Annotated in this window: 22 protein-coding genes, 1 tRNA gene and 1 pseudogene; 10 read left to right on the top strand and 14 right to left on the bottom strand. The window is 43.7% G+C overall.

Going from position 1 to position 21,008, the window contains the following annotated elements; all coding sequences use genetic code 11:
* Positions 1-29: 29 nt before the first annotated feature.
* Positions 30-623 (bottom strand): TetR/AcrR family transcriptional regulator, encoded by a 594-nt coding sequence (locus GRPL_RS00880; RefSeq protein WP_032689348.1) that lies wholly within the window; start codon positions 621-623, stop codon positions 30-32.
* 141 nt (positions 624-764) lie between these two features.
* Between GRPL_RS00880 and GRPL_RS00885 the strand changes: the two genes are divergently transcribed.
* Genes GRPL_RS00885 through GRPL_RS00895 form a run of 3 tightly spaced genes read left to right on the top strand, consistent with a single transcriptional unit; the run spans position 765 to position 3,634 of the window.
* A complete protein-coding gene (locus tag GRPL_RS00885) occupies positions 765-1,820 on the top strand; it encodes a sugar phosphate isomerase/epimerase family protein (protein WP_032700737.1) in 1,056 nt (351 codons plus the stop codon).
* Positions 1,821-1,845: 25 nt separating this feature from the next.
* Positions 1,846-2,742 carry an alpha/beta fold hydrolase gene (locus GRPL_RS00890; protein WP_032700736.1) on the top strand — a complete coding sequence of 299 codons (897 nt, stop codon included), beginning with the start codon at positions 1,846-1,848 and terminating at the stop codon, positions 2,740-2,742.
* A complete protein-coding gene (locus tag GRPL_RS00895; RefSeq protein WP_032700735.1) occupies positions 2,732-3,634 on the top strand; it encodes an alpha/beta hydrolase in 903 nt (300 codons plus the stop codon). The genes GRPL_RS00890 and GRPL_RS00895 overlap by 11 nt, the downstream gene beginning before the upstream one ends.
* Before the next feature lie 319 nt (positions 3,635-3,953).
* On the opposite strand, the pseudogene GRPL_RS27940 reads toward GRPL_RS00895, so the two are convergent.
* Positions 3,954-4,115, bottom strand: a pseudogene (locus GRPL_RS27940) (Arm DNA-binding domain-containing protein); the annotation flags it as partial.
* A 261-nt stretch (positions 4,116-4,376) separates the two neighbouring features.
* Here GRPL_RS27940 and GRPL_RS00900 point away from each other — a divergent pair.
* Entirely contained in the window at positions 4,377-5,639 is a 1,263-nt protein-coding gene (locus GRPL_RS00900; protein ID WP_050500338.1) for a tyrosine-type recombinase/integrase, read from the top strand.
* Between the two features lie 60 nt (positions 5,640-5,699).
* Here the strand turns inward: GRPL_RS00900 and GRPL_RS00905 are convergent, their stop codons facing one another.
* The 10 genes from GRPL_RS00905 to GRPL_RS00940 all read right to left on the bottom strand — a co-directional run bounded on the left by GRPL_RS00905 (position 5,700) and on the right by GRPL_RS00940 (position 14,134).
* A complete protein-coding gene (locus GRPL_RS00905) occupies positions 5,700-7,526 on the bottom strand; it encodes a hypothetical protein (protein ID WP_032700734.1) in 1,827 nt (608 codons plus the stop codon).
* A gap of 374 nt (positions 7,527-7,900) precedes the next feature.
* Complete coding sequence (locus GRPL_RS00910; protein WP_032700733.1) at positions 7,901-8,920, bottom strand: major capsid protein; 1,020 nt, start codon at positions 8,918-8,920, stop codon at positions 7,901-7,903.
* A 39-nt stretch (positions 8,921-8,959) separates the two neighbouring features.
* Positions 8,960-9,343: a hypothetical protein gene (locus GRPL_RS00915; RefSeq protein ID WP_032700732.1), complete on the bottom strand. Its 384-nt coding sequence runs from the start codon at positions 9,341-9,343 to the stop codon at positions 8,960-8,962.
* A 20-nt stretch (positions 9,344-9,363) separates the two neighbouring features.
* Complete coding sequence (locus GRPL_RS00920; RefSeq protein WP_032700731.1) at positions 9,364-9,567, bottom strand: hypothetical protein; 204 nt, start codon at positions 9,565-9,567, stop codon at positions 9,364-9,366.
* A gap of 485 nt (positions 9,568-10,052) precedes the next feature.
* Positions 10,053-10,316, bottom strand: coding sequence for a hypothetical protein (locus GRPL_RS27935; RefSeq protein ID WP_155274648.1), 264 nt, complete (start codon positions 10,314-10,316; stop codon positions 10,053-10,055).
* Positions 10,300-10,590, bottom strand: coding sequence for a hypothetical protein (locus GRPL_RS00925; protein WP_032700730.1), 291 nt, complete (start codon positions 10,588-10,590; stop codon positions 10,300-10,302). Before GRPL_RS00925 ends, GRPL_RS27935 begins: the two co-directional genes overlap by 17 nt.
* Positions 10,591-10,616: 26 nt before the next feature.
* Complete coding sequence (locus GRPL_RS00930) at positions 10,617-10,976, bottom strand: hypothetical protein (protein WP_032700729.1); 360 nt, start codon at positions 10,974-10,976, stop codon at positions 10,617-10,619.
* Between the two features lie 14 nt (positions 10,977-10,990).
* Complete coding sequence (locus GRPL_RS26320; RefSeq protein WP_050500337.1) at positions 10,991-12,460, bottom strand: DEAD/DEAH box helicase; 1,470 nt, start codon at positions 12,458-12,460, stop codon at positions 10,991-10,993.
* 120 nt (positions 12,461-12,580) lie between these two features.
* Positions 12,581-12,760, bottom strand: coding sequence for a hypothetical protein (locus tag GRPL_RS00935; RefSeq protein WP_032700728.1), 180 nt, complete (start codon positions 12,758-12,760; stop codon positions 12,581-12,583).
* A 936-nt stretch (positions 12,761-13,696) separates the two neighbouring features.
* Entirely contained in the window at positions 13,697-14,134 is a 438-nt protein-coding gene (locus GRPL_RS00940) for a hypothetical protein (RefSeq protein ID WP_032700727.1), read from the bottom strand.
* 858 nt (positions 14,135-14,992) lie between these two features.
* On the opposite strand from GRPL_RS00940, the gene GRPL_RS00945 reads away from it, so the two are divergent.
* The 3 genes from GRPL_RS00945 to GRPL_RS00950 all read left to right on the top strand — a co-directional run bounded on the left by GRPL_RS00945 (position 14,993) and on the right by GRPL_RS00950 (position 16,121).
* Entirely contained in the window at positions 14,993-15,550 is a 558-nt protein-coding gene (locus GRPL_RS00945) for a tyrosine-type recombinase/integrase (protein WP_032700726.1), read from the top strand.
* 4 nt (positions 15,551-15,554) lie between these two features.
* Positions 15,555-15,761 carry a hypothetical protein gene (locus tag GRPL_RS28375; RefSeq protein WP_434799914.1) on the top strand — a complete coding sequence of 69 codons (207 nt, stop codon included), beginning with the start codon at positions 15,555-15,557 and terminating at the stop codon, positions 15,759-15,761.
* Between the two features lie 75 nt (positions 15,762-15,836).
* On the top strand, positions 15,837-16,121 hold the full coding sequence (locus GRPL_RS00950) for a hypothetical protein (protein WP_050500336.1): 285 nt from the start codon (positions 15,837-15,839) through the stop codon (positions 16,119-16,121).
* Positions 16,122-16,482: 361 nt separating this feature from the next.
* On the opposite strand, the gene GRPL_RS28135 is transcribed toward GRPL_RS00950, so the two are convergent.
* Positions 16,483-16,632 (bottom strand): hypothetical protein, encoded by a 150-nt coding sequence (locus GRPL_RS28135; RefSeq protein ID WP_168157861.1) that lies wholly within the window; start codon positions 16,630-16,632, stop codon positions 16,483-16,485.
* A 566-nt stretch (positions 16,633-17,198) separates the two neighbouring features.
* Positions 17,199-17,271, bottom strand: a tRNA-Thr gene (locus tag GRPL_RS00955).
* A gap of 341 nt (positions 17,272-17,612) precedes the next feature.
* Between GRPL_RS00955 and GRPL_RS0126095 the strand changes: the two genes are divergently transcribed.
* The 3 genes from GRPL_RS0126095 to GRPL_RS00965 are packed head-to-tail and all read left to right on the top strand — an operon-like array spanning position 17,613 to position 20,966.
* Positions 17,613-17,987: a GtrA family protein gene (locus GRPL_RS0126095; RefSeq protein ID WP_032700724.1), complete on the top strand. Its 375-nt coding sequence runs from the start codon at positions 17,613-17,615 to the stop codon at positions 17,985-17,987.
* Complete coding sequence (locus GRPL_RS00960; RefSeq protein WP_032700723.1) at positions 17,987-18,946, top strand: glycosyltransferase family 2 protein; 960 nt, start codon at positions 17,987-17,989, stop codon at positions 18,944-18,946. The genes GRPL_RS0126095 and GRPL_RS00960 overlap by 1 nt, the downstream gene beginning before the upstream one ends.
* On the top strand, positions 18,936-20,966 hold the full coding sequence (locus tag GRPL_RS00965; RefSeq protein ID WP_223849359.1) for a hypothetical protein: 2,031 nt from the start codon (positions 18,936-18,938) through the stop codon (positions 20,964-20,966). Before GRPL_RS00960 ends, GRPL_RS00965 begins: the two co-directional genes overlap by 11 nt.
* Positions 20,967-21,008 lie beyond the last annotated feature (42 nt).

The raw sequence follows: 21,008 nt of genomic DNA, 5'->3' as shown, positions 1-21,008 counted from the left end.
TTAAAAGACTCATTGCTGGCTACAATGCATTATGCTGTACACGGCAGCGCGTTAAGCGCGACATTAACTGCCGCTAACAATCGCGCTTCTGTGATGCCATCTCGCGCCTGAACGGAAAGACCATGTAAAAAGACGGCGAAATAGTCTCCCAGGCTGTCGGCATCGGTCGTATCCGGCAACTCGCCGTTATACACCGCCTGCCTTAGGCGGTCGATGATCTGTTGCGTGCGTTGCAGGCGATGCTGGGCCAGCCAGGTTTTGATCTGATCATTTTCCGCGCTGACACTCGCAGCAGAAGCGACGACCATACATCCTCGCGGCAATTCCGCCTGGCTGTACAGGTGCACGGCGTCCACTAGCATCTTTTTGATCGCCTCCTGCACGTTATTCTCAGCGGCGAAGGCCCGATCTGCAAACCCGCCTTCCTGGCTTTCATAATGGACTATGGCTTGTCGGAACAACTGTTCTTTTGAACCGAACGCTTTGTAAATGCGCGCGGAAGCGATGCCAAGTTCTGCCACTAAATCCGACATTGACGTACCTTCATAGCCCTGTCGCCAGAAGAGATTGCGCGCCTTCAAAAGTGCATGTTCGCGATCAAATTCGCGCGGTCTACCTGCCATTATGCTGCTCCATTTTGCCTGCCTTTCAGTCACACAGGATCGCTTAAACCTGCGCTATTACCAAAGAATTTATAAATTATTCTTGTGGTTCTCCGATTTTACTCCTATTGTTTGCCAATCGACAAACAATAGGAGTTTACGATGAAAACCATCAAAGGCCCAAGCCTGCATCTCGCCCAATTCAGTGATGGGATAGCCCCGTTCAACAGCTTGCCTACGATTGCCCGATGGGCGTCGGAAACCGGCTTCAAAGCATTGCAAATTCCGGCATGGGATCGGCGTCTGTTTGATGTCGCCACCGCGGCGGAGAGCCAGGCCTACTGTGATGACCTCACCGGAATGCTGGCGGAACACGGCCTGGTTGTCAGTGAACTGACCAGCCATATTTTCGGTCAACTCATGGCGGTGCATCCGGCTTACGACGCCATGTGCGACAGTTTTGCGCCGTCGGATGTGCATGGTAATTCGCAAGCGCGCGGTGAATGGGCGCGGCAACAGCTGCTGTTGGCCGTCAAAGCCTCCGCACGGCTTGGTCTCAGCGAGCTGGGTACGTTCTCCGGCTCACTGGCCTGGCCCTATCTGTTTCCGTTTCCGCAGCGTCCGGCTGGGTTAATCGAAGCTGCTTTTGACGAGTTGGCCAGACGCTGGCTGCCGGTACTCAATGCCTGCGATGAACAGGGCATTAACCTGTGTTATGAAATCCACCCGTGCGAAGATCTACATGATGGCGTGACGTTCGAAATGTTTCATCAGCGGGTAGGGAAACATCCTCGCTGCCAGGTACTTTTCGATCCCAGTCACATGGTGCTTCAGCAGCTTAATTATCTGGATTTTATTGATATTTATAAAGATTTTATTGGCATGTTTCACGCTAAGGATGCTGAGTTTAATCCAGACGGTCGCCAGGGTATCTATGGTGGATACCAATCGTGGATAGACCGTGCAGGCCGTTTTCGCTCGTTGGGGGATGGTCAGGTTGATTTTAAAGGCATCTTCTCGAAGCTGGCACAATATGACTATTCCGGCTGGGCTACCCTGGAGTGGGAATGTTGCCTGAAACACCCGCAGGACGGCGCCCGGGAAGGCGCTGCGTTCATCCGCGACCACCTCATTAACGTCACTGATAAAGTGTTCGACGATTTCGCCGGGGCACAGGTTAATCCTCATCAGATCAATACATTACTCGGCATTCGCTAAGCCGTAATATCACAAGGAACCCCCCATGAAACCGCTATATGACGAGATCCTCGAACAGGATCCCGGGATGGAACACGTCTATACGAAGGTAAACGGACAACGCATCCATTGCGTTGTCGCAGGGAAAGGGCAGCCAGTCCTGCTGATCCCCGGATGGCCACAGACCTGGTATACCTGGCGCCATGTTATGCGCGCGCTGGCCGCGGCTGGTTTTCAGGCGATAGCCGTAGACCCGCCCGGCATCGGCGATTCGGACAAACCGCGCGACGGTTACGACACCGGGAGTATTGCCGTGATGCTGCATACGATGATGACGCAACTGGGGCATTCACGTTACCGTCTGGTGGGTCACGATGTCGGGATGTGGATTGGCTACGCTATGGCGAGCGATTTTCCGCAAGCAGTCGAACGCCTGGTGCTGACAGAAGCGGTGATCCCCGGTCTTGCTCCGCCACCGCCGATTTTTGTCGCGCCGGAGGAGAACATTTTTCTTTGGCACTTCATGTTCAATCAGTTGGTTGATTTACCTGAAACCTTGACCCACGGGCGTGAATCACAGTATCTCAACTATATTTTCAACCGCTGGTCTCATCGCCGCGATCGGGTTGCCGCAGAGGTTTACATTGCCGCTTATTCGACTCCGGGTGGATTACGAGCAGGTTTTGAGTACTATCGGGCGATTCCGGAAACCATTCGACAGAACCAATTACGCGCGCAAACGCCATTAACTATGCCGGTACTGACAATAGGTGCTGAGCACGCGACGGGCAATGCGCCGCTGGCCACTCTACAAGGCAACGCGCATGACTTGCGCGGCGAGACGGTGGCCGACTGCGGACATTTTATTACCGAAGAGAGCCATGAGGTTTTTATCGCGCTGATCGTGCCATTTCTGTCTGAGGGGACTCGTTATGCCGCTTGATGAGCATATTGCCAACTTTTTGACCTCTTTGGCGGGAATACCAGCGCCCGTATCGCTGACCGATATGAGAGCGACGACAGAAACGGGTTTGCGCCAGCTGCAGGGAAAAGGGGAAATGAGCGGAGGTATTAAGGATTATGTCGTTGTCGCTGATGACGGCCATCGCATTACGCTTCGCGCCTATAAACCCGTAGCGGCAAATGACGGGAGCGCACAGCCAGCAATGCTCTTCGCCCACGGCGGCGGTTGGTGCCTGGGATCTCTGGCGCTGTACGATCAACCTTGCCAGGCATTGGCCAACGCGACAGGCCGGATAATACTGTCGGTTGATTACCGACTGGCGCCAGAATATCCGTTTCCTCGCCCCCTGGAAGATGTCTATCAGGCGCTATGCTGGGTTAATGAGCAGGCGCGTCGTCTGGGGATTGATGCCAGTCGGTTAGCGGTGGGCGGCGATAGCGCTGGAGGAAATATGGCTGCGGCGACGGCATTGTTGGCTCGGGACCGCGGTGGCCCTCATATCGAGCATCAGCTGTTGTTATATCCGGCGTTAAGTCGCGATATGGCGACGGAGAGCTACCGAGAGTTTGCCGAAGGCTACTTTTTAACGCACGATGCGATGGCGTTTTGCTGGGACAACTATCTTGGCCTGCGTCGTCATCCCTACGCCGAACCGCTGCATGCCGCTTCACTTAGCGGCTTACCTCCGGCTACCATTTTGAGCTGTGAATATGATCCGTTACGCGATGAGGCTGAAGAGTATGCGCAACGGCTGCAGAAAGCTGGCGTTAAGGTGCGCAGCGAGCGATTGCAGGGCATGGTCCATGCCTGTATCCATATGTCAGGTCTGACTCCGGCGGCAGGCCAGCTATTCGAGCTCGCCCGCGGTTAGCGGAAGACGTGCAGCCAAAAAAGCACATTGCAATGGCGCGGCGGGTGGTTTACAGCCGCTGATAATCCCCCTCTCAGGCATTTTTGCCCTGCCGATTTTCAGCCCGCATTAGCGGTAATCAGTGCCGGTTCAACCCCACAATGTTTGCAAATGGACCGGCATTTATCCGCTGCGACATGCTGCAATTGTACGTAGCATGTTGAGCCGCTCTGACGGTTTAATCCAACCGACTGGCTGTGCCTGCTTACGGGAAAATAGCCCGTAAAATGCCTGCATACTGGCGGAGGCATCTCGTGCCGACATTTGTTTATCTTTTCAACAGCATTGCGGACTTACCCGCGTAATGATCACGAAACCGCCGGCTCTTGCTGCCATTCGGTTCTATAAGCAAAGATAATCCCCGGCCATCTTCAGGTGTACAGGCTTTAGCCTCAGGCTTCGTGCGGCGAATCTGCATATCGTTAAAAACACATATACACATTCCGTATCGGATTCTACTGGATGGTTGCGGACGATGATGGACTAAAAAGCGGTAAAATCTTTATAAATCAATGTGGTTATGGATGAATGCGGACGTTTGGGGAAGTTGAGATGGTGCCGATAATAGGAGTCGAACCTACGACCTTCGATTCCAATAACTTACTTCATAAGTTATTGATTCTACGAACCGAATGCGCTCACAGTACAATTTATACGTACAAAAACACAATACAAACGCCCGTTAACTTTAGCGGGGTAAAAGATGAAATTCAAGCATGGTCGCTACAGACCGAATCAATATCTCATTTGTGATCCGTATGGTTTTTACCATGTGAGAATTGCATTACCTGACTACATGCAATCCCTGTTTAGTGGAAGAAAAACGTTAGTTCGAACCCTATCAACCAATGAACTAAAAATAGCCAGAATGAAGCGTGATCAGATAGCGGATGAGTTTCACCGTTTGCGAGATGCCATCCTTCCAGACAGGCCAGATAGTGTGGCAGACGTGATCGAGTTACTTCGAAGCAAGGCAAAATACGCGAAGGCAGCAACAAAGGTGCAGGTTATTAATAAATGTCCTGCTTTACGTGGGATGTTGGATATTTACCTTTTACAAAATAGCAACAAAAAGAAAGTTACAACGCTATCTAAAACTAAAAAGGCGGTAGAGGTATTTCTCGATCATCTTCGTAAACGTGATATCGCACTCAACGAGGTAAACCGAACCACAGTTACAGCCTGGATTGATGTTCTTCAGAAGAAGCGATCGCAACAAACAATCGCTAATTATATCAGCGCCATGGCTCAAATTTGGGATTTGGCATCGTCACGATATGAAGATGCCCCGGAGAGGTCTCAATCACCCTGGAGGGGTCATAAACTGGATGTTGCAGAGAGTAGGGCTAGTTATGAGGTTTTTACTCCTACTGAACTGGCGAAAGTCTTCTCTGCCCTGGAAGGTGATGAAGAAATGCAGAATGTAACGCTGATCGGCATGTATAGCGGTATGCGCCTTAATGAAATCTGTTCGTTACGTGCAGCCAACATCCGAGAAATTGAAGGGGTATTATGTTTTGAAGTAACGGAAGGGAAGACAAGATCGGCATCCAGGGTCATCCCATGCCATAGCCTGATCACTCCGTTGGTGTTGTCGCTTCGTGAGAAGCCCTACAACGGCTTTTTATTCTATCGTGCCTCAATGATTGACCGTGCAGACGGGAAGCGCTCAACGTGGCACACACAGCGTTTTACACGTGCTAAACGCAAGGCATTGGGAGAGCAGGGGACTGAAAGAAAAGTTTTCCACTCGTTGCGTCATGGGGTAGCTCAAATTCTCGACAGGGGCGGGGTGGGAACCGGAAAGCTAAAGCCCGTACAAGAGGATAGAATTGCCCTTCTGCTCGGTCACGAGCGCGGCTCTACAGAAAGTTTCAAAACTTATAGCAAAAATTCCGCTTCTCCTGTTGAGCTACGGCAATATATCGAGTTGATACGCTATCCAGAAATAGAAAAAGGGGCTTGATGCCCCTTGTCCACTTTGTGGATTAGCAAAGCTAACCTGTATACAGGCAGCCCCTCTTATTTATTCCCCTAAAATGCTTTGACTGATTTGGAAATTCTGGTCATCGAATGCCCATTCAATCCGTTTATCAGCGACCGCCTCCACCATCATTCCAAATTCAGGAGATGGATTTACGGTAAGATTAAAATCAGCCTTTAAATCCGGGATAACAGGTTGATACTGCATAGCTGGGGTCTGCACCATCATTTGATTCATTAGCGCTCCACTCTGAGCCTGTGCAGCAACTGAGTTTCCCTCTGGCGTTAACCAGGTCTTCACTTTACCAGCCATATCAAGGACACCCGGTGGCAGCAGTGATTCCCCAACAAATGTAGCCCCTTGCTGAAGGATATTCCTGTCTTCTGGCTTATCAGTTCCGAGAAGTTTATTTTTCCATTCTGTGATAATAGAAAGGACATCGAGTAAATCTTTAAAGCCTTTCACAGTCTGAGCCGTCCCCGTCCCCAAATCTTTAACCAGAGGCACCAGTGAACCCATTTCAGAGGAAAGATTCTGCGTATTGATTCCAAGGTCTTCCAGTCCTTTGCTAAAAGAAGCAGCAAATTGATCACCTAATGCATTTCTGGCGTTATCGAATACAATCGACATCTGCGATAGATTATCGATGGATTTATGCTGTTGGCTATTAAGTGCCAGACCGCTATTAACAAGCAGATTCATAGTGTCAATTACATTTTTGCCAGAAGCATCGACAGATTTAGCTAAATAAGAAAAGTCGTTTATTACTTCGGCTAAAGCAGTGAATTCAGAGTCTGTAAGTTTTGCACTTTTACGTAACCCTTCCAGTAACACAGCTAACTCAACCGGACCTTTAACATTTCTCAATGTTGCTAATGCACCTTGCTGGGTATAGCCTCCGCGATTAACCATCATCTGGAGCCAATCTCCCATTTCGCCTCCGCCAGAATATGACGATTGCCCTGTTTTTTTATCTGTTTTCCACTCGCCAAGACTTAATTGGCCGATCTTGTCCTGGGTATCTTTTGCTATGTCAGAAATCTTTTCATAGCTCATATTAAAACCAGTTCGTTTTAGAGTTTCCTGGATGGCGGCGTCAGCTTCCAGAGGATTTAAACCCATGGAACTAATCATCTTCCTGCCCTGGTTTCTCTCAATGGCTCCCGCCAGGGTTCCAGAGATGATTTGATACGCCTGCTGTCCTAGGAATGCGGTTGCGGTTGGTCCCAACAACTGATCAACAGGGAGGATTGCTGCTGCATTGCGTGCAACCCAACCAGATGAACCCAATTTTTTCCCCTGAGCAGATTGTTTAGCTTGTTTTGAATTATTTCTGGAAATACTACGTTGGGTGACAAGATGTTGACTCAGAGCCTGGCTCATCGATTTGAGGCTTTGATTTCCTCGTGCATAGGCATCCACAATGGCATTAGCCTGCTTTATCGCAGCGTAGCGATCGGCTCCGCTCATATTCTGGAGGCGTCCAAGTTGGAAGGCAGCACGTTTTCTTGCTAGGTCTGCATTCTCGCTAACTTTGGCGGTTTTGGCTTGCTGCTGTTGCTGAATTTTTAAAGCGCGTGCTTGCGCTGCTGCCAGTTTCTTCTGTTCATTAGCTTTTGCTTTAGCATCTACAGCAGTCTGTTTTGCAGCTTGCTTCTGTTGTTTTTGAACCTGTTTCTGCTGCTGCATTTGTGCACTGTAGGCCTGTTTTTGAGCCTGCATTTTTGCTTTGGCTATAGTTCTCTCTGTCTTAGAGAATTCCTTTTGCAATTTCTTCATATCATTTCTGACAGCTTTTAGGCTTGCTTGGTCTGTTTTGAATTTGACGACGTTTACCAAAGTCGCGGCGGTTATTTTGCTTCCACTCATGTTTAGAGACTCCATAATAAAAAAGCCCCGCCCTTGACGGGTAGAGGCTTTAGATTAATATATTTTTTATTTATTTTTTTAGTGCTGTTACCAGACTTCGATACTCACCATCGGGGTATTGTCTGCATACCCGCGCGCTCAGTGTGTATTTGTTGAGGCCGACTTTTTGCGATAAGCGGGTAATATTAAATAATCTGAAAAGTTCGCCATCTGTAACATCCAGGGAATACTTATTTCCCTGGGAATCTGTAAGTTCTATTTTTGCCATTTGCTGTATAATCTCCAGAGAAATATTAAAATGATGTGGGCTGGTATTTGATGTTGACCAACCCAATATTCAAAAAACAGCACGACTAATGCTGCTGTGAAAATCATTAGCTGGAGACAGAACCAAATACAATTGAGTCTGGTACATTAACCTGTGGCAGGAATGCGCTTTCGGTATGGATAGCAGGCCATCCCATGCGGTCTACATCAGTCATATATTGATGCACAAGGCCTGGCTCACGACCCAGACGGCTATGCCTCACGCCAATCCCGGTATGGAGTTTGAATCCACCATCGACCATAGGCACAACAGCAAAGCCGTTTTCGCCAATATAATCTGTGATTTCAGTATAACCCGTGACGTCAATGACGTTTACAGTGTCCAGTTTCCAGGAACTAAACGCTGGGTTCTGACTAACGATTTTAGTAGCAAAGTTGTCAGAATCATTAAGGCTGAGGGTGTACACCATGTAATCTTTGATAGATTGATGATACTTCAAAGCTTTAGCGGCATTGCCAGCAGCAAGGATAACTGTACCTTTACGCTTTTTGGCGAGACCAGATCCTAATTTAACGTTGATGATTCGGTTAACTTCATCCAGTTGTTCAAATACGTTTGCGGTATTAGCAACATTCATCACGTAAGACGTTTTAGCATTGCCTGCCAGGAAGTCAATGTTTCCCTGACCTGCATACTGAGATTCAACTTTGAGACCAAACAGAGCATCAATCAGATATTGTTCAACAGTGTTGGAAATCTGCGAGTACTGACGTTGCGAGTACTCAGCCAGAACCATAGCAATATTTTCTTCATGGTCACTGCCGGGAGCGCGGAGGAGTTCGATATCACGGCTTGAAACGGTATTCAGACTATTTGTGTAAACCATATCATAGAGAATACTGGTATAGTCAGAGCGTTGGGCGCTGTTCCAGTCACTTTGAGCATAAGGCATTTTTTCAGGCGCCGTTTCATTTGATTCAATCAGGATTTTGTCCAGCAGGATTGAGTTTTTAGTGTGATTTTCCTCTTCGAACAGTCCCAAGTTGGTAATAATCAGGTTATTTTCGTTGGAATATTCGAATGGACTTGAATACTCGAAGGCATTGTTGCGGGTATCAAAAGGCATATTTTTAAATCCTCTTTATTATTTTAGTTATAGGATTGATCAGGTTGTGCGCAGCGCAACAGTGGCGAAATCTGCAAACGAATGGTGCAGCGCCTGGAGTTGTTCAACGACGCTATTGACGTCAACACCGTTGGTAATCAGACCTGATTTTTTTAAAATGGTATGATATGGATTCGCAACAACAATTGCGGTAGAACCAGCTTTAGCAAATTCAACTACAACATAATCAGCATCAGCAGCAGCGGTGATGAGTGCCCCGGTTGAGTCTACGACAGAACCAACAGGCAAATCGGCAGGAATAGCCGATGACAGCTTAACTAGTTCATCCTGTTTAACACCATCACTCACATAGGCAACAACGGTATCACGCACGTATCCACGGCGACCCGAAAAGGTTTCACCATATTTTTCAAAAAAAGACATATTTTAGAGTCTCCTATTTATTATTTTTTGGATGCAATCTTATCCAGATGTTTGAATACTGGATTGATTGTAGATTTTGAAATATCTTCTTCCTGCTCTACAACAGGAACATTTGCAGCTTTAGCGAGTTTGATTAGCTCGTTAGCCGTTTCGACATCATCAACCAACAGCGTAACTGGGATTTTCCCGCTGGCGGTAAATGTGCCTTTATGAATAGTTACCATTTTTAAAATCCTTTTACTTTGCAAAGTATAAAAGAAAGGCCACTATTTAGCGTGGCCTTGATACAGAAGAGAACGTTGATTGAATTGAACTTTTGGAGGAACAATTCTCAATATGCACTATTAAAATACACATTGAGAATTGCCCCATTATCTATCGTGGTGGGTGAACGAAGCCCGGAGCAATAATGGGGATTCCCAAGGAAGGCGCAATGCCAATAGACGCCTATTCTTTTTGGTTCGGCGATTTGCGCTCGCCCTTATCCGTAGAACCATCAGGAGAAAATCTGAGAATCACTACAAACTCAGATTTAAATTAACAAGGAGACGGGGAAGAGAGCCATTAAATATGCTCCCCATGTATTTATAATACCATTAAAACACATATTTGTCAACATTTAGAGTCTCTATTTAGAGACATTTTTAATATTTTTCAGTAACCACAAAATATACATAGAAAGGTGTAAAACTGGCATTCTAAGGCATTTTTATTTAATCTGATACAATCTACCGCCCTGCATACTAAAAGGCTGTCCTGACGTGTAGGAACTACGTAATTTGCCATTTTCAATCAGTCTGGCTATCCGCTCTAACTGTTCCTCGTAGGTGGTGCATCCGTACTGATTAGGAATAGCAGCGAGGTAGTTGACGTTCTGCCGCCAGTAGCCATCATCATATAAAATATAAATATTCCCGTCCTGTGTATGATATCTTCCAGAGGTGATTGTAGGATGTTCAGAGAGTTTCTTCATTATTCCCCACTTGGTCAAAAACGTTATCAATAGTTCTGGTGATGACAACTAATTCCATTAGATTAATATACAAAGCTGGATCCGCTTCCAGTAACCATTCTAAAAAGTATTCTGGATGTTCAGGGAGTGTATTCATTGCCCGCATGAGAATTTGGAAGTTTGAATAGTAAATCTCTGCATCTTTATAACTGTCAGCCATCAGGCTATGCGCCAGTGGGTAATGCTGTTCAACAAACTCTTCTACAATATTTTTATGCTGTTCAAAATCAATCATTTTACCTTCCTTTATTTTTATTATTATTAATCAGAGATGCCTGGTGCATCAAAATCTAATCCAAGATCATTTCCGGTAAAGTTTTCATTTTCTAGTCTATTGAACTCCAACCAACCCTCGTATTCATTTATATTATCAAATAGATATTCAAATTTGAGCGGTTCACGATTGAATTTAAAACCGATGTACTTTTGGCGAGATTTCCATTTAACACCACCCATAGAGTTAATTATTGATTGTTCTTCTGGTGTTAGTGGCGGGGATTCTTCGTAGAGTTTAATAATTGCTAATGGTTTTAGTTTTTTAGAAACTCTAACTTTTTTATTTCTGTTGTTAAATCCTAATTCAACCGATTCTTCAAACACTGTATTTCTCGCTAATGCCAATATTCCTCCTGTGTTTATGCTGCTTTTTTGAGTTTTAGTTTTATATTGCTAATATAGCGTGGTTCTAATCCGGTCAGTTGTGCAATCTGTTTTGGTTTTAGTCCCTGTTCGAGATAGTTTTTAACGATTTCCAGCGTATTATCACCCTTGCTTGTATCTCTTTTTTTCTTCTCTGTTTTTATCATTTCCGGTTTGATCACTGCATCACGGAAATAGTGTTGTTTTAAATACTCAGCACAACCAAGATCAGGAACGATATAGACCTGTTGATTGCTGTTCCCTCTGACACGAACAGAACAGCGGGAAACGAATTGATAGACCTTTTCATAGTTCAATGCTGCCTGGCGTTTTTCCTCCAACTCCTGCCAGTTCCAGCCATTCAAATCGCAATATTTTCGCCAGTGTCCAATAGTCGTCCTGTCCAGGTTTGCACACCCCAGGAACGCCGCTTTATGCATGTGCTGATAGTGGTTTAATCCGTATGAGGCCATGGAGACACGCTCACCAATCTCTAAAACGTCGTCAGCCCGTGAGGAGTAATAGAATCCGTTGCTGTGCTGTTCATCGTTGTTGCTCGTATAGATGAATCCGTCTCTCAGCGCTCTGCGTGTCCCGTTCAGAATGTCGCTGTAGTGTTCACTCAGAAGTTTTTTAGTGCATTTCTGGTTGAACACAGGGATCATTTCAATTCGTTTTGTGTCAGTATGAACGCGGCGCATCAGGTCCGGCTGCAATTCATCATCAGCCAGCGAGATTTCTGCATTCAGAATAGTTTTAGCGGCGTAGGCAAACTCACTAATTCCGACATTAGCCCCTAACACGGTGAATGATTTTGCCCACAGAGCGCTATACAGGATTGGGTTGGCGGTAAACGAGAAAAAATATTTGTCCTCTTCCAGGAGCATTCCCTGACCTGTCAGCATGGAGAATAGAGCCTGTTTCAACAGTTTGCTGTTGGCGTGTTCAGCGTCGTAGTATGCAAGAAACTTTTCTCTGTCCTCATCACGAATGAACCACAGTCCGTCCCGTTCCTCTACCCATCCGAGAAATGGGAAGTTTGATTTTTTATATTCCTCATTTTTGTAATCAATCTCTGCCCCATACCATGCAGAAGGGATTTCATCGATAAAGATATCAAACTGGCTTAATTTATACTGGGTTTTCTCATCACAGTAGGCATATAGACAAAAATGTAGCAGGCATTCATGGGTGACAATGACAACATTTCGCCCAAAATCATCATCCAGCGCGTTTATTAATGATCGTGTTGCGCTCTCGCCCCTGTCTACCTGATTGTGATACGCAGGAGTGCCGAGTTTCTGGAGGTCAGATTGTGTCTGGGAGGCTAAATCGTGAGTCGGGACAGCTATCAGAATTCGCCTGTCAGGATTGGTTTTTATATGCTGTTTGAGATTGTAGCTTTTTCCACTACCACAGATGGCATTAACGATTTTTAGTTTTGGAGATTGTTCCGTTTTGTTCATTTAGTTCCTCTTGCTTTAGGATTGCTGTGATTAGTTCGTTTACCAGTGCGGCTGCGGGCTTATCCTCTCGATTGGCACGAGCTATTAAGAGTTTGTGAGTATCGGGGCTAAAACGAATGTTCATGATTTTTTGTTCTCCTTTTTCCATTGATCGAAAATCTCAAGAGCAGTTTTAAATAGGGCTGCGCGTTCTGTGAATCCGCGATACCGTGCCTGAGCAAAATTGTCATAAATCTGGTGGCGGCGTGCTGCGCCAGTTTTTAATGCCTCTACTACCTGTTCAATTGTGAAGTATTTCAATAGGCCTCCGTTGGGTATGAATAAATAAAATCACACCTTGCAGCCAAGGAATGGCTCAAAGTGCTTTGCGTTTAGGTTTTTTGCTTTCCTACTACTATATTACATGAATGACAGAACTATGTCAACATCTATTTTAGATATATTTTTACGAATCGAATAATATCAAATTCCCTGTCCTGCTGTCAATCTTTATGATGGCTCACCCGCAAGCGGGCGGCTTTAGTTGACGTTTACGTTCTCCTCTCCGGTAGATCACAGCATCGTTAAAAATGTCATATTTTAAATCTAAAGACACTTAAGAAATAAAAAGTGACATTTTAAATTAGGAGAGGATAGAGAACGTGACTGATTGTTGGTTGATCACGAATGAAAATGAGTTATCAATTTATAATCAGTTATCACAATAATAGTGTTAATAATCAATAAGCAAGGTTTACCACGTTTGATTATTAATAGTGTTAGTGTGGTTATATCAGGAATAGATAATAGATTGAATAGTTTGTATCGTTCAATCGTTAGCTATGACGCTATGTGCATATCATCAGGCTATGTTAATGTTTTTATTAATCCTTTGTAATAGCCTGAATGTTCCCGCGACAGTGGAGTCGCGTATGATGATCATATTTAATAGTTTTATAAATAATATAAAGTTAATATAATTGAACTTATTAACTATTATGATTAATAACTATACGCTGACCTGTTCGCTATCGCTCCAGCATCGCGTATTATCTTTAATGCATTATGTGATTGTTAGCTATGGTAAACTATGCATTACCTATTATGCTATGGTGATCTATCCATTATACATTTTATAGCATAGGCAATATGCTTCTCTAAAGAGAATCATAAGGTCAACTAAAGCCGGAAATTCTGTTCACTGCATGGCAATTTCTCCATGGCTAAAGGGAGGTACGCCTCCCTTGAATGTTATATTTACTCAGCTATTATCTGATTAATTAGTTTTAAAAGAATTGTTCTGAAATGCTTTCTGAAATCTGAATCATCTAATACTTCTTCAACATCACTAAAGTTATTATGTGAATCGAAGGTGAATGAATAAGAATAAATATCACTTAAACATTCCTTTAGAAAACTTGTACTCTCATACAGGCGTAGCTCACCCTCTACGAATTTTATTTTGTTAATCAACTCAAATCTAAATTTCAAATCAGGACCAAACTTAAAAACAATATAATCAAGCTTTTCCCCTGTATCTATTATACTTGCCTGAGTTTTTAAAGATTCTAATACAGTCTTAGCTTCTTGATAATAAAAATTCTTATCATTATCAAGCTGTTCAGCTTCACGAGCGTATTCGGCGAGTACCCCAACACTGTCTCTAAACTCTGACGCTTTAAATCTCTCTGCCATATTCATCTTCCTTTTGCTTTGCTGTGTGTGAAGTTCACGTTTAAAGTTAACTTTCAACAATAAAAAGTAAAATGAAACTTTATTGAAATGTGATCATAACTACAGGTGGAGCAAAACAACTATTGACAGTTCATCCCCGTAAACCAAATCACGCTTGTTTTAGTTAACAGTTAAATTACTTAACAATATCATCCTTCCCCTCATTGTTATAATATAACAATTATAAAAATCTTCAATTTTTGAATAAATTTTTTGCTGTATAAATGATCAGTGCTTTGGGTGAGAATAATTCTTGATTGAGTGGTGATCAATGAGGGAAATATCATGACGCGATGTCGGTGATGTTGCGTGGAATGAGGGCAATATGACGTGGTGATCAGAGTGGTTAGATTACAATTTACCAAACAGTAATCTAAATTATTATTAACAAAATGCATTAAAATCAATCACTTAAAATAAATAACAGTTACCAAACACCCGTTTGACCTGTTATATGCATGATGTATTCAGTTCTTATGCAAGTAGTCACTATACGGCATCATGATATTTTGAAATTATTAGCGTGATTATTAAATGTGATGTGACGGTGTTAAGCACCTCGGATGTAGAGCAAAAAACCACCAAATTAAATCGATTAAAATAGGGGGTTAATTAGCGCCTAATTGCCCAGAAATGCCTCTGATATTTTTAGTCAGGTACAGGACAACCTATCCCCGTTTCTGCGTGGGCAGGGCTAAAAGTGGGAGTGACATTCACCTAAACTAAAGAAATCTAACTTTTAAACTAACTACTTGAAAATGATCTAAAAATGATCAATCATAATCTTCATTATGTAATCTAAATTAGAGGGTGGTAATCATGGCGAAAACATCAGCAGTTACCCCAGAACAGGCTAAACAAATCGAGGCTGTATTGCGTCAGCGCAGCGAGGTTGCTGCTGATGCCTGGAAGCTAAATCTACAACTTGCGTTGCGTATCAGTGACCTGTTGTCGGTTAGGTACGATGACGTACAAGGGAAGTTTCTAAGACTCAAGGAGGGGAAGACGGGCAAACAGCGTGAATTGGTTTTGAACACTGAGGCGCTAAAGCTACTTAAACGTCGCCAGAAACAGAATCCAGATGACGTCTTTGTCTTCCAGTCCAAGAGTAACCGTGTTAAGGGCCAGGAGCCTAAACCAGTGTCACGTGTGTTTGTAGCTCAAGCCATAAAGGAAGCGTCTCAGGGGATTGTAGAGCAGGGAATCAGTGTTGCTACCCACTCAGCCAGAAAAACTCGTGCTCGTGCTCTGCTGAAGGCTGGAACTCCTCTCGAGGTCATCTCTCGGATGCTCAACCATAGCAGCCCAGCAGTTACTATGACATATCTCGATATAACTCAAGATGAGGTTAATCTTACATATCAGATGGTGATCTAATATGATGAAAAAACTAATTTTAATCAGTCTAATGGCTGTCAGTAGTCAGGCTATAGCAACTCAAATAACAATGACAAACCCAGAGGAGGAACAGACGGAGAACGGTAGGACGTTATGTACGTATCAAAACAGGATGTACACATTCACCTACGTAACTAAGGGGAAATGTCCGTATACGAAAACATTCAATACAGAGGATTCAGAAGAGTGAACAAGGAAGAGAAGCCGATCACCAGCTTTATGTGGTGTGGGGTTACGGTGTGCGTTTATACGCAAGTGGTGAAATTTGCAGGGACGACGATACAGCGTCACCTGTTACCAACAAACCTTAGAAGAGCAGTTGATCAACAAGTGGCAGGGGCAGCCAACCACCAAGAAGCCCGCCCCCGCCGTATTCCACATTCCCAACGGAGAGAAGGAAATGCAGAACAGCAGCATTATGGCGTTACCGCTCGCGCTATGCAACGTAGAGCAAGGTCAAGCGGTTAAAGTGCCAGCAATGGCCGGGAGTAATTTCCATCTTGCCATTTACAAAACCTTACATTTGTGTGATTTTGAACCATTTTTTTAATAATTGCAATTTATACGATCAGAATAATTCTCTGTTTAACAGACACCTACAATCTATATCATTTTTTTGTTGACGTAGATTGAGCATATGAGTAAACTAATATCCTAAGATACCCATATTGCGCTTGTTGGAAGTGGTTGGGTAGAATCCTCCTATGAATTACCCCTTAGGAGGATTTATGCGTTTTCTTTCACCATACCGATACATTTTTGGCATAGTAATAAACACTATTAGTCTTCTAAGTATTTTCTATCTTATCTTTTTTGCCCCTGATACATCCATTGAAACAGTCGCAAATATAGCTACCGCAATGGCGAGCATGACAGATGCCATAACCAAACGTCTATAAAAAGCTAAGTTTTCAGACAAACTTCCTTAGCTCAGAAACAAGTTTCAACTCAGCCTCTTCGGCCTGCTTCCGCTCGAGCCAGGCCTTGCCCTCTGGTGTTGCCAGAAACTTACGAGCATGGATTTTGCGATTGTTGCGTTTAGTTGCCGCTGATTTGTTCATGATTGTGCCTCCTGAGTAGGTTCCTGTGGGTTACAAAGGCAGATTAAGAAACATTCAAGTTACAAGTAAAGATACAACGGGTTCGACATCAAAAGGCAATAAGTGACCATTACGTGCCGTGTTGGGCACATAAGAAAGGGCGGAGCGAAGCGACTCCCGCAGGTAATTTGATCCCTTCGCAGGGACGTTAGAGCCTTAGCAGGTTCTCTTATCAGGTGATCGTTATACTCCGGTGATCGAAACCGTGGCAGAGCCGGACTCTTTACCGATCCGGTTAGTCTTCCCAACATTACGCCTGTTTATTCTCTGCGACCTTTCACAAGGTGTTGCATCATTGAGCGCCGCACGAAGCGCGGAACTTTGCTAAGGGTTTTGGTATGAGGATTAGAGACGCTGGCGACGTCTTCTGGCTTCAAAGTGAAATCTGTACAGGGTTGAGCCTGGTAACTACCTGCCCATATGTTGTACGATACCAAAGCCAGTACAACACACAGGCGTTTGGATGTGATTTTAGAAGATACAATTTCTTGGGTATTTCAACCTAAGTTATTGATTTTCTTAGAGAGTGCCGATAATAGGAGTCGAACCTACGACCTTCGCATTACGAATGCGCTGCTCTACCAACTGAGCTATATCGGCCCTGAAGAGGACATCTTCACGAATGTGAATCACGGGGTAAAAGGTTAAAACTAAGTGGAGGGGGCGTCAATGCCCTCTTGTACCGAATGGCTATTTTTCCAGCGCCTGCATGGTATTAAGCATCAAATTGTCCACTTCTACGACGATCATTGACCTGAATTGTGCAGGGTATTGGCGCGAGCTGCTCTTTAGCTACACGCTTTCAAAACGCTATCACTGCAGCCTATAAGAGCCGTAAAAAATGCTAACTGTATGCAACTAAAGGTAATGGGCCAACCTTAGTAGTTGTCAGCTTTCCCCTAAATGATAAAATCAGTCGCGGTTAATAACAGGATGATGCAGTGAAAAAAATACTTTCTAATCCCGCATTGAAATATGTAATGGTGGGGTTATTGAATACAGCAATAACTGCGGTGGTGATATTTTTATTAATGTCTGCCGGGGTTGGAGTATATCTATCAAATGCCATGGGATATGTGGTAGGTATTCTCTTTAGTTTTGTGGTTAATTCGTTGTTTACCTTTTCAATAGCGCTGACCGGCAAACGGTTTATAAAGTTTCTGGCATCTTGTGCAATGTGCTGGGTAGCTAATATTATAACAGTTAAAATATTTTTATTAATATTCCCTGATTTGATTTATATATCTCAGTTATGTGGCATGATTGTTTACACAATTGCTGGTTTTTTAATTAATAAACTCTGGGTGATGAAATAATGAAACAACCAAAGTTGGCTATTGTTGTGCCATGTTATAACGAGGAAGAAGTATTCAGTCACTGCTTATCTGAATTACAAGCGGTTCTGGCGGAATTAGTCACGGCAACACTGATTTCAGCTGATAGCTATATTTTATTCGTTGATGATGGCAGCTGTGATTCAACGTGGCAGTTGATTGCTCAAGCATCGATGGATTACTCAACGGTTAAAGGGGTTAAGCTTTCAAGAAATCGTGGTCATCAGGTAGCCCTGGTTGCGGGTCTTGAGGCCGCCGAATCGGATATTACTGTGAGCATTGATGCAGATCTTCAGGATGATACTTCTGTTATTGCATTAATGGTTAAAGAGTACCTCAATGGTAATGAGATCGTATATGGTGTACGTAATGATCGGGCATCTGACTCTCCATTTAAAAGAAAAACCGCGGGTCTCTTTTATAGTTGTATGAAGTGGATGGGCGTTCAGCAGATTCCTCAGCATGCCGATTTCAGATTGTTAAGCGATCGCGCTAAAAAGGCGTTGCTGAGCTTTAAAGAGCAAAATTTATATTTACGCGGATTAGTGCCACTGATTGGTTATCGTTCCACTCAGGTTGCATATTCGAGAACAGTTCGTCTGGCTGGTGAGTCGAAGTATCCATTAAAAAAAATGCTTGCCCTGGCAATTGAAGGCATCACTTCTCTGACCATTACCCCATTAAGGATTATCGCTATCTCAGGGTTTGCGATCAGTATTCTTTCGGTGTTTGCAGCAATTTATGCGCTGTTTGAGAAATTCTCAGGAAATACCGTTGAAGGGTGGGCCTCAGTTATGATCGCTATTTTCTTCCTCGGCGGTGTACAGATGCTATCGTTAGGCATCATTGGTGAGTATGTCGGTAAGATATATATGGAGTCTAAAGGTCGTCCTAAATATTTTATCGAAAAAACAACGCAGCAGAAGGTTGATGATGAATAACGAAAAAATAATCAGTAGAATACAGTATGTGGTTTTCATCGCCATATTATCAGTACTTTGTTATTCCTTTGTGGCAAGTGAAAATCAGGCTTATACATGGGATTCCAGATTTTACTGGGTAGTATGGAATGAGTATACTGGCTTACTGCATGACTCATTTAGTCAATGGCTTGCTAGTATAAAATATTCAGTCTATTCAGCTGATTATAACCCTTTGCCAGTCATTGCACTGATCCCGTTTAACTATCTGCCGATAGGAAATCGGGAAGCTTACATATTGGGTGTGTATATTCTTTATTTTTTACCATTTGCTTATATTGCAATGCGTTTGTTTGCGACTGCTGCAGGTGTGGACAACAAATACCAGCCGTATATCTTTGTTTTTCTGGCAAGTTTTATTCCTTTTGTCACACCAACCTTGCGCGGCTATCCTGATATCATAGGAATGATTCCACTATCGCTGTGCTGCTTGATTTTGTTTAAAGTTAATATCTTAAAATACCAGGGAGCCCGTTTTGTATTACTTGCAATCGCAATGGGAGTATTACTATGGTTGCCCTTTGCATTCCGGCGATGGTATGCCTATAGCGTAGTTTCCTTGTTTGTTACGTTGCCTTTTTTGAATACATTTTTGTTTGGTGAAGCGGCCAGGTTTAGTAAGGAAAGAATATTTAAATACTTTATTTTCTTTACTCTTTCTGGGCTGGTAGTGATTTTTTTAGTCTGTGTTTTTCAGTTCGAACTGGCTGAGAGAATACTGACGACAAACTATTCTGATATTTATTCTGCATACAAGGCGACAGAGCAAGCAACGTTCTTTATAACCCTGAACTATGCTGGTTTATATTTGCTGCCATTAATTGTTTTGGGAGGCTTGTATATTGTTTTCGGAACCAGTTTTCGTCTTAAAGTTCTTTGTGCTTTTGCATTAGCTAATTTTATTATCACCTATATTATATTTACCCGAACACAGACACCAGGGATGCAGCATGGAATGCCATTCTGTTTTTGGTTGGCAATACTCGTGCTTTCGGCTTTAAAACTATTCTTTGACAGGTTAAACAAAGGACTGGCGATAACACTTACGATCGCATTCTCATTACTTACGGTTGCAGTCTTTATTAGCACATATTCAAAACCATTTGGTAAACCGGAATTAGTCAGCCGCTATCTTCCTGGCAAAGAGTATCCTCTCAGATTAGAAAACTTTGACCATTACCATGAGCTGATTGCCTTTATGAGTGCGCGTGTTGAGCCAGATGATAAGGTGGCTGTTTTTGCATCCAGCGGTTCACTTAATAATGATCTGTTTTCAGCCATATCACCGGCATCGTTTGTCAGCCATATCGCCAACGTCTCGCAGGTAGATTTGCGTGATAAGCTGGCTACTGAAGCCTTTAGTTCTCGTTATGCGATTGTGACCGATCCAGCTCAAACGCATCTTGGAATTCATGGACAACAGGTTATATATCTGCCAAATAATCTTATCCTGGAAGGTAAGGGAATTGGTGCCGCTTATAAAAGAGTCAGTCAGCCATTTATACTTAGCGGCGGTGTTCAGGCATACGTCTATGAAAAAATCAGACCGTATACAATCGATGAATACAGAAGCATGATTGATGAATTTTCCCGTTCCTACCCCTCATGGAAAGCGGAGTATGAAAATAATCTTACAGAGAGTTATCTAAGCGCGGCAGTGGAGAAAGGCGACACCTGGGGGCAGTTTAGTATGTATCGTGAAGGTCGAATCTACGCCCACCCAGGCGCAACAACACCGACTATTGTCAGGATGTTCGTCGGGGAATATGACACCTTACGTATTACGTCAGTCAATAAAAACTGCGGGAAAACTGACGGAGTGAAAGTGATTATCAAAGATGCGACGCATCGTGTAGAAAAGCATATTGCCACAGCAGAGAGCGTGGTTTTTGATATGCGCGACTTTCACAACAAAGATATTACCTTGATTATTGATAATAATGGTTCTTCTGCTTGTGATAGCCTGGATATTAACCAGTAAAGAAAAAATGGGGGCAATCGCCCCCATTTTACTACCGTTGCC

The sequence above is a fragment of the Klebsiella planticola ATCC 33531 genome (assembly GCF_000735435.1).
In the GTDB taxonomy this organism is placed as follows: Bacteria; Pseudomonadota; Gammaproteobacteria; order Enterobacterales; family Enterobacteriaceae; genus Klebsiella; species Klebsiella planticola.
The sequence above is the reverse complement of the archived record's forward strand: the minus strand, read 5'-3'. Positions and strand labels throughout refer to the sequence as shown.

Coding starts and splice junctions, on each gene's coding strand:
- GRPL_RS26320 (WP_050500337.1), bottom strand. CDS start 12,460: ATGAACAAAACGGAACAATCTCCAAAACTAAAAATCGTTAATGCCATC.
- GRPL_RS00905 (WP_032700734.1), bottom strand. CDS start 7,526: ATGAGTGGAAGCAAAATAACCGCCGCGACTTTGGTAAACGTCGTCAAA.
- GRPL_RS00945 (WP_032700726.1), top strand. CDS start 14,993: ATGGCGAAAACATCAGCAGTTACCCCAGAACAGGCTAAACAAATCGAG.
- GRPL_RS00890 (WP_032700736.1), top strand. CDS start 1,846: ATGAAACCGCTATATGACGAGATCCTCGAACAGGATCCCGGGATGGAA.
- GRPL_RS00925 (WP_032700730.1), bottom strand. CDS start 10,590: ATGATTGATTTTGAACAGCATAAAAATATTGTAGAAGAGTTTGTTGAA.
- GRPL_RS00895 (WP_032700735.1), top strand. CDS start 2,732: ATGCCGCTTGATGAGCATATTGCCAACTTTTTGACCTCTTTGGCGGGA.
- GRPL_RS27935 (WP_155274648.1), bottom strand. CDS start 10,316: ATGAAGAAACTCTCTGAACATCCTACAATCACCTCTGGAAGATATCAT.
- GRPL_RS00885 (WP_032700737.1), top strand. CDS start 765: ATGAAAACCATCAAAGGCCCAAGCCTGCATCTCGCCCAATTCAGTGAT.
- GRPL_RS00880 (WP_032689348.1), bottom strand. CDS start 623: ATGGCAGGTAGACCGCGCGAATTTGATCGCGAACATGCACTTTTGAAG.
- GRPL_RS00915 (WP_032700732.1), bottom strand. CDS start 9,343: ATGTCTTTTTTTGAAAAATATGGTGAAACCTTTTCGGGTCGCCGTGGA.
- GRPL_RS00900 (WP_050500338.1), top strand. CDS start 4,377: ATGAAATTCAAGCATGGTCGCTACAGACCGAATCAATATCTCATTTGT.
- GRPL_RS00920 (WP_032700731.1), bottom strand. CDS start 9,567: ATGGTAACTATTCATAAAGGCACATTTACCGCCAGCGGGAAAATCCCA.
- GRPL_RS28375 (WP_434799914.1), top strand. CDS start 15,555: ATGAAAAAACTAATTTTAATCAGTCTAATGGCTGTCAGTAGTCAGGCT.
- GRPL_RS28135 (WP_168157861.1), bottom strand. CDS start 16,632: ATGAACAAATCAGCGGCAACTAAACGCAACAATCGCAAAATCCATGCT.
- GRPL_RS00960 (WP_032700723.1), top strand. CDS start 17,987: ATGAAACAACCAAAGTTGGCTATTGTTGTGCCATGTTATAACGAGGAA.
- GRPL_RS00965 (WP_223849359.1), top strand. CDS start 18,936: ATGATGAATAACGAAAAAATAATCAGTAGAATACAGTATGTGGTTTTC.
- GRPL_RS00910 (WP_032700733.1), bottom strand. CDS start 8,920: ATGCCTTTTGATACCCGCAACAATGCCTTCGAGTATTCAAGTCCATTC.
- GRPL_RS00940 (WP_032700727.1), bottom strand. CDS start 14,134: ATGGCAGAGAGATTTAAAGCGTCAGAGTTTAGAGACAGTGTTGGGGTA.